The organism is Pseudomonas sp. G3-39, from assembly GCF_054790485.1.
In genome coordinates this window covers 2,517,544-2,532,240 of the sequence record NZ_CP186497.1, presented here as the reverse complement: position 1 = coordinate 2,532,240, position 14,697 = coordinate 2,517,544, and the positions used below count along the sequence as shown (strand labels likewise).

General features: G+C 63.2%; 5 protein-coding genes (1 of these 5 only partly in view). All 5 read right to left on the bottom strand.

Features of this window, described 5'->3' with window-relative positions; genetic code table 11:
• Positions 1 to 175: 175 nt before the first annotated feature.
• Positions 176 to 535, bottom strand: a complete 360-nt coding sequence (locus ACOYXG_RS11115; RefSeq protein WP_460357694.1) for a DUF6124 family protein — start codon at positions 533 to 535, stop codon at positions 176 to 178.
• 141 nt (positions 536 to 676) lie between these two features.
• Positions 677 to 1,048: a DUF6124 family protein gene (locus ACOYXG_RS11110; protein WP_183785163.1), complete on the bottom strand. Its 372-nt coding sequence runs from the start codon at positions 1,046 to 1,048 to the stop codon at positions 677 to 679.
• A 1,046-nt stretch (positions 1,049 to 2,094) separates the two neighbouring features.
• Positions 2,095 to 4,053, bottom strand: a complete 1,959-nt coding sequence (locus ACOYXG_RS11105; protein WP_333990030.1) for a MacB family efflux pump subunit — start codon at positions 4,051 to 4,053, stop codon at positions 2,095 to 2,097.
• A 2-nt stretch (positions 4,054 to 4,055) separates the two neighbouring features.
• Positions 4,056 to 5,204: a macrolide transporter subunit MacA gene (macA, locus tag ACOYXG_RS11100; protein WP_027613123.1), complete on the bottom strand. Its 1,149-nt coding sequence runs from the start codon at positions 5,202 to 5,204 to the stop codon at positions 4,056 to 4,058.
• Between the two features lie 66 nt (positions 5,205 to 5,270).
• Positions 5,271 to 14,697: the 3' portion of a non-ribosomal peptide synthase/polyketide synthase gene (locus tag ACOYXG_RS11095; RefSeq protein ID WP_460357690.1), read on the bottom strand. The gene runs 8,396 nt beyond the window's last position; 9,427 of the gene's 17,823 nt are visible here — the last part of the coding sequence; its start codon lies off the right edge, out of view — the gene reads right to left on this strand; the stop codon is at positions 5,271 to 5,273.

The following is a 14,697-nucleotide window of genomic DNA, read 5'->3' as shown; positions in this document are numbered from 1 at the left end:
GGAGCGGGCTTGCTCGCGAAGAGGCCGTGTCAGGCACTTAAGGTGTTGTCTGGCACACCGCATTCGCGAGCAAGCCCGCTCCTACATTGGTATGCGCTGAGCCAATGGTTACAGCAACACCCGGCCAAAACTGTGGGAGCGGGCTTGCTCGCGAAGAGGCCAGAACTGTCAGCGCCTATTCCTTGGGCACAACATTATCCAGCGCCTGATTCACCGCCAACTCTCCCAGCATCACCACCTGCGCAATGCCCAGCGCCGTATTACGGCCCGGCCCCTCCAGCGTGCCGGCGAAATCACCGAGCATGAGCGTGGCTGAGGCCAGGGATTCGCAGGCGTTGGCCAGCAGGGATTCGGTGTCGGTTTGTGGATTGACCATGAACATGCTGCTGGGGGTGTATGGCGTTGCCATGATGTTCGCGGGCGCGAGGTAATGGTCGAGGGCGCGTTCGGCGGCTTCGTGGAGCTTTCTGGAGTTGAGGGATTCGTAGGGTGATACCGACTCTGTGGCCGGCGGGTTGGGCTTGGGTTCGGGCATCAGCTGGAACTCCGATCGGGGCACTTTGAAAGGATTACTCACTGTAGGAGCTGCCGCAGGCTGCGATCTTTTGATCTTGATCTTGAAAAACAAAATCAAAAGATCGCAGCCTGCGGCAGCTCCTACACGGGGACCGGGCAGTTAGTTCGGCACGCGGCGGCCATCGAGTATCCGGTTGACCATCAGTTCACTGAGCATGATTACCTGATGCAGCATCAGCATCGCCCGGCGCTGCGAGTTGTCGACGGTGTCGCCGATATCTCGGGCCATGTCACTGGCGGCGGCTAAAGATTCGCAGGCTTCGACGAGCAAGGTTTCCTCGTCCACGGTGGGGTCGATGAGGAAGATTCTGTTGGATTTGCTTGAGGGTGTTAAAGGGATCGAGATCTTCAGTGCGCCGGGGTTGAGGTAGAAGTTGATGGCGCGGTCGGTGGCCGCTTTTATCTTCTGCGGGTCGAGGGCTGGGTCGTACGGGATTGAGGTGTCCGGGGGGTTGGGTGTGGCTTTGAACATGGATGAAGCTCCTGCTTAGCAAAAGTAAGGAGCCATCACTCTCGCTACCAAACGAGGGTGGCGGCCATACGCGGGTTGGTAGACCGGTCTAAGCAGGAAAACCCGGCGCTCCCGAAGGAGCCCCACGCATGGCCACCATAAAAAATCGAGTCCCCCTGAAAAGGGACTGCATATGGCGTCGCCATCACACTTAGAAACGGGCTACCAAACCCGATCACTGATTTTCAGTGACAGGGAAACGATATAGCCCGACCCATAGTCGTGTAAGCCGGCGGATTCTGGCGTACCCGTAGGTAACGGCGCAAGGCGTTGTAGCCGTTATGGCGTAACGGTTCGTGTACTTTAAACGTGATTGCAGGGGTGCGTTTATGGTGTGTGTGGAGAACCGGGATTGCTCCTGTAGTTTTGATGGTGTCTGGCAGGCCGCTTTCGCGAGCAGGCTCGCTCCCACAGTTGGAATGTGTGCATTCAGGTGGGAGGTTGTCGGCTTGTAGGCCGTCCTCGCTGGCAGCCAGCTCCCACCATTTGACCGGGTGCATTCAGTTGGGGATTGGTCGGCTGTGAGGCCGCTTTCGCGAGCAGGCTCGCTCCCACAGTTGGATTGCGTGCATTCAGGTGGGAGGTTGGTCGGCGGGTAGGCCGCCATCGCTGGCAAGCCAGCTCCCACAATTTGACGAGTGCATTCAGTTGGGGATTGGTCGGCTGTGAGGCCGCTTTCGCGAGCAAGCCCGCTCCCACAGTTGGATTGCGTGCATTCAGGTGGGAGGTGGTCGGCTGGTAGGCCGCCATCGCTGGCAAGCCAGCTCCCACAATTTGATCGAGTGCACTCAGTCAGGGACTAGTCGACTGTGAGGCCGCTTTCGCGAGCAGGCTCGCTCCCACAGTTGGAATGCGTGCATTCAGGTGGGAGGTTGGTCGGCGGGTAGGCCGTCATCGCTGGCAAGCCAGCTCCCACAGTTGGAAAGCGAAAAACAGGGACGGGTTCATGACCCGTCCCTTTCGATTTGTGCGCTTCAGGCACAAGCCCGGCCAATCAGCTTCGGCAATTAGTCCCGCGCCAGCGCCTCTATCGGGTCCAGGCGCGATGCATTGCGCGCGGGGACGAAGCCGAAGACGATGCCGATCAGCGTCGAGCAGATCACCGCCGTCAGCACCGAGGCCATGGAGAACACCATCTCCCATTCCTTGATGAACAGCGAAAACAGGTGGCCGATGGCGTACGACAGGGAAATGCCGATCGCCCCGCCAAGCAGGCAAACCATCACCGCTTCCACCAGAAACTGCTGACGAATGTCCGACTGGCGTGCGCCGACCGCCATGCGAATGCCGATCTCGCGCGTACGCTCGGTGACCGACACCAGCATTATGTTCATCACGCCGATGCCGCCGACCACCAGCGAAATCACCGCGATCAGCGACAGCAGCAAGGCCAGCGAACGGCTGGTTTTCTGCACGGTCTGCATCACGCTGTCGAGGTTGTTGGTGTAGAAGTCCTTGATGCCGTGGCGTTGCAGCATCAATTGGGTGACGTGATTTTCCACGACTTTGCTCGACTGGCCGTCCTTGATCCGTACGCTGATGCTGTCGAGAAAGCGTTGGCCCAGGATACGGCCGGCGGCGGTTTCGTAGGGCACCCAGACGTTGAGAGTCTTGCCGGAGGCAAACAGGTTTTTGTTCTCCGCTGCCACGCCGATCACCGTGCACGGCAGGTTGCCGATCAGGATCACCTGGCCCAGCGGATCGACACCCTCGCCGAACAACCGATGCCGGGTGTTGTAGTCGATCACCACCACCTGCGCCTGGCGCCGCGCATCGCTCTCGCTGAAGGTGATGCCCGCCTCCAGTTTGATTCCGCGAACCTGGAAATACTGGTCACTGACACCGTTGATCTGCGCATCGAGGTCGATGTTGCGATAACGCAGAAGCATGCTGCGACCGACCACCGGGGTGGCGCTGTCGACGTAATACAGCTGATTCAGCGCGGTGACGTCGGCCGGCACCAGTGTCTCGATCGAGGCGGCGCGCTTGTCGCCGAAACTGCTGCCGGAATAGATATCGATGGTATTGCTGCCGATCGCCGAAATGTCCTTGAGCACGTAGTTTTTCGCGCCCTCACCGATCGCCGAAATCGACACCACCGAGGTGATGCCGATGACAATCCCGAGCATGGTCAGCAAGGTGCGCATGCGGTGCGAAATCAGCGCCACCCAGGCCATGTTGAAGGCCTCCTTGAACAGCCCGAGGCTGGCGACCAAACGGCGTGTCGCCGGTGGTTTGGGCGGCACCTCCTCTTCGTCCGACAGTTGCCCGGTGTCGCGCTGATTGCGCCGGTCGCTGAGGATTTCACCGTCGCTGACTTCGATGATGCGTTCGGCGTTGGCCGCGACTTTAGGGTCGTGGGTCACCAGAATCACCGTGTGCCCGGCCGCGTGCAGCTCCAGCAGAATACGCATTACCTCTTTGCCGCTGGCGGTGTCGAGGGCGCCGGTGGGTTCGTCGGCGAGGATCACTTCACCGCCGTTCATCAAGGCCCGGGCGATACTCACCCGTTGTTGCTGACCACCGGAGAGCTGACTCGGCCGGTGGGTCAGGTGCCCATCAAGGCCCAGCCGTGCCAGCAATTCGCGGGCGCGGGCATGGCGTTGCGGCGCCGGGATCCCGGCGTAAATGGCCGGCATCTCGACGTTGTGCATCGCGCTCAGGTGCGGCAGCAAGTGATAGCGCTGGAAGATGAAACCGAAGTAATCGCGGCGCAGTTCGGCCAGCGCCTGATCGTCGAGGTCGCGGGTCTCCTGGCCGTTGATCTTGTAACTGCCGGCGGTCGCATAGTCGAGGCAACCGAGGATGTTCATCAGGGTTGATTTGCCAGACCCGGACGCGCCGATGATCGCCACCATTTCTCCGGCATTGATCGTCAGGTTGATGTTCTTCAGTGCGAGAAATTCACGGTCGCCGGCGGTGAAACTGCGGGTGATGCCGGTCAGTTGCAGCAACGCTTGCGTCATGCTCAAGCCCCCGCCACGGCAGGCAGCGGATCACCGATCACCACCCGCTCGCCTTCGCTGAGGCCCTGATTGATCTGCACTTTGACGTTGTTGTTGATCCCGGTCTGGACGTTGCGCGACTGCGCTTGGCCCTTGGAATCGAGCACCCGCACCGGAAAGCTGCCATCGGCGTTGCGTGGCCCAAGCGCGGCCACCGGCACGGTCAGCACCGATTGCGCGGTATCGAGGACGATGCGCACTTGCGCGGTCATCGAGATGCGCAAGCGATGGTCGGGATTGGGCACCTCGAACAGCGCGTTATAGAACACTGCGGTGTTTTGCTTCGGGGTGCCGGCCGGCGGCGTTTCGAGGAAGTTCTGCGGCGCCGGCTCAGTGCCGCGCAGCTTGCCGTAATAGCGTTTGTCTTCGCCGAGAATAGTGAAATACACCTGCTGCCCCGGCGCGATATGAATCACGTCGGCCTCCGAGACCTGGGCCTTGATGGTCATGGTGTCCAGATCCGCCAGTTTCAGCAGGATCGGCGCCAACTGGTTGGCGATCACGGTCTGGCCTTCCTGGGTGACGATGCCGACCACGTCGCCATCGATCGGCGCGACGATCCGCGTGTACGCGAGGTTGACCTTTGCGGTATCGATCTGGATGTGCGCACTTTTGATCTGCGCGTCCAGCGACAGCAGGTTGGCCTGCTGCACCTCGTAGTCCGATTGCGCGGTTTCGAAATCCTGACGCGAGATCGACGCGTCTTCCTGCAGGTTCTGATAGCGCTGGTAAATCGCTTTGGTCTGTTTGAGCTGGGCCTGCGTGGCGCGCTTTTGCGCCTGCAGGTTTTCCTCATCGACCTGCGCCTGACGCAGGGTGTTCTGCAGCACCAGCGGATCGATCTCGGCCAGCCACTGGCCCTTCTTCACCTTGTCGCCAACCTTGACCTTGAGCGACTTCAACTGCCCCGACACCTGGGCACCGACGTCCACCTGCTTGACGCCTTCCAGCAATCCGGTGGCGAGCACGGTGTTTTCGATATCCGAGCGTTCGACCGGGGCGGTCTGGTACTTCGGCGCTTCGGCCGGTGCCTGCACCGTGTACAGCACCAACCCGGCCACCGCCGCCAATGCCAACCCCATACCGACTTTGCGCAACTTCGACTTTTCCATAAATAACCACAAGTCCGTTCAGGGATGAACCCGGCCAGCGGCCGGGTCTTGATAGAACAACCACACTCAGGACAGCACTTCGCCGACCGTCAGCGCCAGGCCGTCATGCCACCACGCGGCGAAACTGAAGACGTTGGGCGCCTTGAGAATCGTGAAGTGATTGCCCGGCCCGTACCACACCGCCAGATCGCTGACCTGCCGCTGCCAGCCTTCAAGCACCGCCGCCTGTTCGCGCTGATTGCCCCACTCGTCCAGCGTCGGGTCATCGACTAGTACCAGCCGCACCGGCCCGGTATAGGCCAGTCGCGGTTGATAGACCGTGCGCAAGGCGCTGGCGAAGGTGCGTACCGGGCCATGCATCGCGTCCGGCGCCGCGCGCTCCGACAACACCCCGGCGCGCACCATGCCGTCGTGCAGCATGCGCAATTGCGTGGTGTCGTCGGCGTCGGCGAACAGCACAGGATCGATGCCCAGCGACTTGCCACAGGACAGTTGCAGGGTGTCGATCAGCCGTTGCAGCGCGGCAGTGGCGGTGTATGGTTTGCCCGCCGTGCCGTCACCGCCCGGTGCCTCGCTGTCGATCAACGTCAGCGAAGCCACCACGCGCCCGGCCGCCTGCAACTGCGCGGCCATGGCATGCGCGACCCAGCCGCCGAACGAATGACCGATCAGGTGCAGCGGCCCCTGCGGGTGGATCTGCTCGATGGCTTGCAGGTAGAACGCGGCAGCGGCTTCGACCGCGCTGTGCGGCACACTGACGCCGTCCAGCCCGCGCGGTTGCAAGCCGATGATCGGCCACTCCGGGCCGATCGCCTCGGTCAGGTGAATGAACCCGGTGACGCTGTCACCCGCCCCCGGCACACAGAAAATCGGCGCATGCCCCGACTGCCCGGTCTGAATCGTCAGCAGCGGTTGATACAGCGCCGGTTCCGGCGTCACCAGGGTTTCCAGCGCCTGGGTAATGGCCTGGCCAAGCGCTTGGATGTGCGGGTGCTTCATCATGGTCCGGTGATCGCCGGGGATGTCGATGCAACGCAGCAAGCCAATGTTGAAGCGCTCTTCCCAGCCGCGCGTCGGGCTCGGCAATGACTGGCCTTCCATCAGTTCCTGTGCACGGAACAGGTGGATCGGCTGGCTCGCCGGGCTGACCCGGTAATGCGCCAGCGCCAGACGATGCGCCGCTTCGCGATCAAAGTAATGCCAGGCGTCCGCCGCGCTGACCGTGGCCAGTTCCGGATCGGTCAGTTGCTGCGCCTGACAGCGCTTGAACAGCTCGGGGAAATCCAGCTGTTCGACTTGCGCTTCCAGCACTTGCACCGCCGCCAGCGCCGCCTCGGTTTCGGCACCCAGCATCAGCGAACGCCCTCGGCAATGGCCAAGTAACTGGCGCTTGTCGAGGCCCTCGCCGCTCCACATTGCCTTGTCCTGGGCGAGCGGGTTTGGCGCGTAGCTGTCGAGCATGCCGATGAAATCCACCGGCTCATCGAGGCCGAGCAATTGCTGCGCGACCTCATGCGCCAGCACCCCGCCGAACGACCAGCCCGCCAGCCGATACGGCCCGTGAGGCTGTACCGCGCGGATGATTCCGACCATGCGCTGCGCCATGCACTCAAGCGTGCGCAATTGCGCTTGCCCCAGCGGCACACCGGGCAAACCGTAAATCGGGAACTCGCCACCGATGTGCTGGGCCAGCGTCGGGAAATACACGTCCCTGCCGCTGAATTCATGCAGCAGAAACAGCGGCGTACCGTGCGCCCCGGCACGCACCACGACCAGCCCGTCAGGCTGACTGAGCGCCTCGCCCTGACTGAGCAGCGCGGCGGCAGACTCGATGCTCGGATACTGGAACAGCTCGGCCAGCGACAGTGGCAGCCCGGCCCGTTGCAGCAGATTGACCAGCTTCACCGCCAGCAACGAATGCCCACCGAGTTCAAAGAAGTTGTCGTGCCGTCCGACCTGTTCGACGCCAAGCACCTCGCCCCAGATCTGCGCCAGCGCGGTTTCGACTTCACCCTGTGGCGCCACGTATGGGCGGTTGATCACCGCGTCTGCACCCGGTTCCGGCAAGGCTTTGCGATCAATCTTGTCGTTTGGCGTCAGTGGCAACGCGTCGAGCAGCACAAACGCGCCCGGCACCATGTACTCCGGCAAACGCTCCAGCACATGGCTGCGCAAGGTTTCCAACGATGGCGCGTCGATGCCGGCGCGCAAGCTGTACCAGGCCACCAGACGCTCATCGCGGACCATCACTACCGCTTGGCGAACCGCCGGATGTTCGATCAGCCGCGCCTCGATTTCCCCCGGCTCCAGACGCAAGCCACGCAGCTTGATCTGGAAGTCATTGCGGCCGAGGAATTCCAGTTCCCCATGATTGTTGTAGCGCGCCAGATCGCCCGTTCGGTACAGGCGATCACCCGCAACAAACGGGCTGTCGATGAAGCGCTCGGCCTGCATCTCCGGCAGTCCGTGATAACCACGCGCCACGCCGACGCCGCCAATGTGCAACTCGCCGCTGACGCCTTGCGGCACCGGTTGACCGTACGCATCGAGCACGTACAAACGCGTGTTACTCAGAGCCTTGCCGATCGGCACCACGTTTTCCGGCACTGGCATGTGCGGTTCCAGCGTCCAGCCCGTGCTGTCCACCGTGGTTTCAGTCGGGCCGTAAACGTTGTGCAACCGCACCCACGGCAGGCGATCGCGCACTTGGCTCGCCAGCGCTGCGCTGAGTTCGCCGCCACCGTTGAGCACATCGGTCAGGCTGGTGCACTGCTCGACACCGTCCTGCTCGATGAACTGCTGCAACAGCGCCGGAACGAATTTAACTACGGTGACCTGCTGCTCGCGAATGGTCTGCACCACATACGCCGAATCACGGTTGCCATCCGGTCGCGCCAGTACCAGGCGCATCCCGGAGCACAGCGGCCAGAAGATCTCCCACACCGAACTGTCGAAGCTGAACGGCGCCTTTTGCAGCAGCGCACCGTGTTCGGTCGGCGGACTGAGCTGCGAGCCCCAGTGCACCATGTTGCAGGCGCTGCGATGCTCGATCATCACGCCTTTAGGCAACCCGGTGGAGCCCGAGGTGTAGATCATGTAAGCGAGGTTCGAGGCGCTGAGACCAGGCACCTGCAAATCATGTTCCGGCAGGTGCTGCCAGGTGCTGCGGTCAAGGTCGATCACCGTGGCGGCCGCGTCATCGAACAACCCGCGAGTAGCGGTCTGCACCAGCACCGCGGTCGGCGCGCTGTCCTTGAGCATGTAGGCCAGACGCTCCGCCGGATACCCCGGATCCAGCGGCACATAGGCACCACCAGCCTTGAGGATGCCGAGCAGACCAACGATCAGATCCAGCCCACGCTTGACGCAAATCGCCACCCGCGCATCCGGCTGCACACCGAGTTCGCGCAGGTACTGGGCCAAGCGGTTGGCGCGCTGATTGAGCTCGCGGTAGGTCAGGTTTCCTTGCGCGGATTGCAGCGCGACAGCGTCCGGTTTGCGCCGCACCTGCGCTTCGAACAAGGCGTGCAACGGTTGCTCCAACGGACAATCAACAGCGCTGGCATTGAAATCGACCAGCAAACGCTGCTGCTCCTGCGGTGCGAGCAACGGCACTCGCGCAAGCACGGCCCGATCATCATTGATCAGCGCCGCCAGCAGTCGCTGGAAGTAGCCGACAAACCGCTGCACCGTCGCCTCATCGAACAACGCCGTGGCGTAGCGCAACGAACCGCGAATGCCGTCGGGCGAATCGCCGAGGCTCAGCGACAGATCGAATTTCACAAAATGGCTGTCGCCGGCCACGCCTTCCAGGGTCAGGTCGCCGAGGCTCAGGCTCGGGCCGTCGTTGTTGTCCCAACTGAGCATGGTCTGGAACAACGCGCTGTGCGACAGGCTGCGCAGCGGTTTACTGATGTCCACCACTTGCTCGAACGGCAGATCCTGATGCGCCTGAGCTTCCAGAGTCTGCGTCTTGACCCGTGCCAGCAGCACCTCGCCGCTCGGCTCGCCCGAGGTATCGATGCGCAGCGCCAGGGTGTTGACGAACATGCCGATCAGGCCTTCGATCTCGGCGCGGGTGCGGTTGGCCACCGGCGAGCCGATCACCACGTCGTCCTGCCCGGACAAACGACTGAGCAACATCGCCCAGGCGCTCATGATCACCATGTACGGCGTCACCGCGCGACGCTGACACAAGGCTTTCAAACCGGCGCTCAACTGTTCATCGAGCAGCATGTCGACGCGGCTGCCGGAATAGTCCTGCTGTGGCGGTCGCGGGCGGTCAGTGGGCAGGGTCAGCAAGGCCGGCGCGCCGGCCAGGGTCTGCTGCCAGTAATCGCTTTGACGCTGCAGCACCTCGCCGCTGAGCCAGCGCCGTTGCCACACTGCGTAGTCGGTGTATTGCAGCGCCAGCGGCGGCAGCGGATCGTCCTCGCCACGGCTGAATGCTTGATACAACGCCGCCAGCTCGCGGGTCAGCACGCCCATCGACCAGCCATCAGCGATGATGTGGTGCAGCGTCAGCAACAGCACATGATGATCGTCAGCCAGACGCACCAGACGTCCGCGCAGCAGCGCATCGTGCTGCAGATTGAACGAGGCGCAGGCCTGCTCCTCGATCAGGCCGCGCAAGGCATTGTCAGCCTGCGGGTGCTGGCGCAGGTCTTCTACCGCCAGCAACAGACCGCTCTCGGCCGGCAGAATCAGCACCTGCGGCTGATCGTCGATCTGGCTGAAGCGGCTGCGCAGGGTTTCGTGACGGGCGACGATGCGTGCCAGTGCCCGTTGCAGCGCATCTTCATCCAGCCGACCGCGCAGGCGCAGACCGACCGGGATGTTGTAGGCGCTGTGGCCGCCGTCCATCTGCGCCAGGAACCACAGGCGTTGCTGGGCGAAGGACAGCGGCAATAGCTGATCACGCGGCGCCGGCAAGATCTCCGGCATGGTGCTGCGCCCCGCCCGGCTCAGCACCTCGGCGACAGCGGCCAGCTCGGGGTTGGCGAACAGCTCGGCGAGTGTCAGCTCGACGCCCAACTGCTGGCGCACCTGCGACAGCATGCGCATCGCCAGCAACGAATGCCCGCCCAGTTCGAAGAAGTTGTCGTGACGACCGACCTGTTCGAGCTGCAGCAAACCGGCCCAGATCCGCGCCAAATGTTGTTCCAGCGCCGAGATCGGCGCGACATACACCCGACTGAGCAGCGCTGCCTGCGTCGGCGCCGGCAGCGCCTTGCGGTCGACTTTGCCGTTGTTGTTCAACGGCAGTAAATCAAGTTGCACCCACGCGCTCGGCACCATGTATTCCGGCAGTCGCGCCAGCAACTGCGCGTGCAGATCGGCACTGTCCAGGCGGCCGGCGTGGGCGGTGTAATACGCCACCAGACGGGTGATGTCCTGACCATCGCGGCGCGCCAGCACCACGGCTTCCTTGATCCCCTGGCAGTTGAGCAGGCGGTTTTCGATTTCGCCCAGTTCGATACGGAAACCGCGAATCTTCACCTGATCGTCGTTGCGCCCGATGCAATCGAGCTGCCCCGGCGCCAGCCAGCGCGCGAGGTCGCCAGTGCGATACAGCAGCGCGCCCGGCTGCTCGCTGAAAGTATCACGCAGGAACTTCTCGGCGGTCAGATCCGGGCGATTCAGATAACCCAGCGCCACGCCCTGCCCGCCGATGTACAACTCGCCGGTCACGCCCATCGGCACCGGTTGCTGATGCGCGTCGAGCACGTAAACCTGAGTGTTGGAGATCGGCGCGCCAATCGGCACGCTTTCGGCGTTTTCCGCCACCTCATGCACTTCAAACGTCGTGGCGTAAGTGGTGGTTTCGGTCGGGCCGTAGCAATGCACGATGCGCAACTCTGGCGCCTCGGCCAGCAGTCGGCGGAAGCTTGCCGGATCGCCACGTTCACCGCCGCACAGGACCATGCGCAAGCCTTTCAAGGCCTGCGGAATCAGTTGCACGTACTGGTTGAACAGCGCAGTGGTGACGAACAGCACCGTTGCCCCGGAGGCGCTCAACTCATGGCCGAACGCGTTTGGATCAAGCAGGGTCTGGTGATTGATCACCACCACGCGCCCGCCGTTGAGCAGCGGCCCCCAGATGTCCATGGTGCTCGCATCAAACGCCGGGTTGGAGGCGAACACCACGCGATCCTGCGGGTTGAAATCGGCATAACCGTTGTTCAACACCAGACGGCCGATGGCGCGGTGCGGCACCATCACGCCTTTCGGCGTGCCGGTGGAGCCGGAGGTGTACATGATGTACGCCAGCGCCTGCGAGGACTGCGCCAGGTTCGGGTTGTGCGTCGGTTGGCCGCTGAGGGTCAAGCGGTCGAGGTCGATACGTGGCGCAGCGTAGTCGATGACTTCACGGCTGAGGGTCAGCAACGCCGCCGCGTGACAGTCCTCGACCATGAACGCCTGACGCTCGCTCGGGGCATTGATATCAAGCGGCACATAGGCCGCCGCGCACTTGGCAATCGCCAGTTGCGCCACCAGCAGCTCCAGCGAGCGTGGCAGCAGGATCGCCACGTGGTCGCCGGGCTGCACGCCCTGGCTGAGCAAGTGATGCGCCAGACGGTTGGCCTGAGCGTTCAGTTCAAAGTAGCTCAGCGAATGCTCGCCATGCACCGCCGCCACCGCTTTGGGATGCGCCGCTGCCTGCTGCTGGAAAATCCCGTGCACGGTCAGAGTTTGCGGGTACTCGCGCGCCGTGGCGTTGAAGTCGTAGAGCAAGCGCTGACGCTCAGACTCGGTGAGTAACGGCACCCGCTCCAGCACGGTCTGCTCATCGTTGACCATCGCCGCCAGCAGGCGCTGCAGGTAGCCGACATAACGCTCGACGGTCGCTTGATCGAACAACGCCGTGGCGTATTCCAGCGAACCGCGAATCACCCCGTTGACCTCACCCAGGGTCAGGGTCAGGTCGAACTTGGACACCCGGCCCGGCGCGGCCACGCCTTCGAGGCGCAGATCGCCCAGCGTCAGGTTCGGGCCGACACTGCTGTCCCAGCTCAGCGTGCTCTGGAACAACGGGCTGTGCGCCAGACTACGCGCCGGCCGGACGATTTCCACCACCTGCTCGAACGGCAGATCCTGATGCGCCTGCGCTTCCAGCGTGCGCGCCTTGACCCGCGCCAGCAGTGTGGCCACGCTCGGCTCGCCCGAGGTGTCGATGCGCAGCGCCAGGGTGTTGACGAACATGCCGATCAGGCCTTCGATCTCGGCCCGGGTGCGGTTGGCCACCGGCGAGCCGATCACCACGTCGGACTGCCCGGACAGACGACTCAGCAACAGCGACCAGGCACTCATCAGGGTCATGAACAGGGTCACGCCGTGCCGCTGACTCAGGGCTTTTAGCCCGGCGCTCAGGCGCTCGTCCAGCCGTACTTCGACGCTGCTGCCGGCAAAATCCTGCTGCGCCGGACGCGGACGATCGGTGGGCAAGGTCAGCAAGGCCGGTGCGCCGTCGAGGGTCTGCTGCCAGTAATCGCTCTGCCGCTGCAGCACTTCACCGCTGAGCCAGCGCCGCTGCCACACGGCGTAGTCGCCGTATTGCAGCGCCAGTGGTGGCAATGGATCCGGCTGACCGTGACTGAAGGCCTGATACAGCGCCATCAGCTCACGGGTCAGCACACCCATCGACCAGCCATCGGCGACGATGTGATGCACGGTCAGCAACAGCACATGGTGCTCGTCAGCCAGACGCAGCAGGCGTCCGCGAATCAGCGGATCGTGCTGCAGATCGAAGGCAGTCGCGGCTTCCAGCGCGAGCAGTGCCTGCACCGTGGCTTCGGCCTGTGAATCCTGGCGCAGGTCTTCCACCTGCAACAGCAGGCCACTATCGACCGGTGCAATCGTCACCTGTGCCTGATCGTCGACGCTGACGAAACGGCTGCGCAGGGTTTCGTGCCGCGCAACGATCTGCGTCAGCGCGCGCTGCAAGGCTTCGACATCGAGTTGCCCGCGCAGACGCAAGCCAAGCGGAATGTTGTACGCCGAATTGCCGCCGTCCATTTGCGCGAGGAACCACAGGCGTTGCTGGGCGAAGGACAGCGTGCCGTCACGCGGCACCGCTACGATCTGCGGTTGGCTACTGACCTGCGCTACGCAAAGGCATTCGGCGACCGCCGCCAGTTCAGGATTGGCGAACAGATCGCCCAGCACCAGCTCCAGCCCCAGTTGCTGAAGCACCTGCGCGACCATGCGCATGGCCAGCAGCGAGTGGCCGCCGAGTTCGAAAAAGTGATCATGCCGGCCGACCCGTTCGACCTGCAGCACCTCGGCCCAGATCTGCGCCAGCGCGGTTTCCAGCTCACCTTGCGGCTCGATGTATTCGCGGGTGAATAGCGCAGTCAGGTCAGGTTTCGGCAATGCCTTGCGATCAACCTTGCCATTGGCGGTCAGGGGTAACGCGTCGAGCCGGACAAACGCCGCCGGCACCATGTACTCAGGCAATTGCGTGAGCAGGTGCGCGCGCAGATCAGCGACGCTCAACGATGCGCCCTGCTCGGTGTAATACGCCACCAACCGTGGCTGACCGGGTTCGTCCTCACGGGCCAGCAACACCGCATCCTGAACACCGGGGAGCTGATTGAGCCGGGTTTCGATCTCGCCCAACTCGATACGCACGCCGCGGATTTTCACCTGATCGTCGTTGCGCCCGAGGTATTCGAGCGTGCCGTCCTCGCGCCAGCGCGCAAGGTCACCGGTGCGGTACATACGTGCATTCGGCACGCTGCTGAACGGATCGCGCAGGAAGCGTTCGGCGGTCATCTGCGGACGGTTCAGGTAACCACGGGCCACGCCGGCACCTCCGACATACAACTCGCCGATCACCCCCAGCGGTACCGGGCGTTGCCGTGCGTCGAGCAGATACACCGTGGCATTGCTCACCGGTTTACCGATATGCAGCACCTCGCCCGCCGCAATCAGGCCCGAGGTAGCGACCACCGTAGCCTCGGTCGGGCCATAGTTGTTGATCACCCGGAACGGCTGGTTACGGTTGAACTGACGCAGTCGATCGCCGCCGATCAACAGGGTTTTCAGGGTTGGATGCGCCGGCTCCTGACTGAAGGCGTATTCGGCCACCGGGGTCGGCAGGAAGCTCACGTCCAGCGGCTGCGCACGCCACCAGGCAAGCAGTGCGTCGATGTCTTCGTTGCCTTCGTGACTCGGCGCCAGATGCAGCGTCGCGCCGCAGCACAATGCCGGCCAGACTTCCCAGGCCATAGCGTCGAAACCGAACCCGGCCAGGTTCGAGGTATGGCTGCCGGCGTGCAGATCGAAGGCCGCGCAGTGCCAGTCCACGAGATTGCTCAGCGTCTGGTGCTCGACCATCACGCCTTTCGGCAGACCGGTGGAGCCGGAGGTATAGATAACGTAAGCCAGATGCTGCGGGGTCAGGGCCGGCAGCGACGGGTTGTCGATGCGCTCGTTTGACCATTGGCGCAGATCAAGGTCGATCAGCGGCACCGTCAATGCCGGCAGGCGT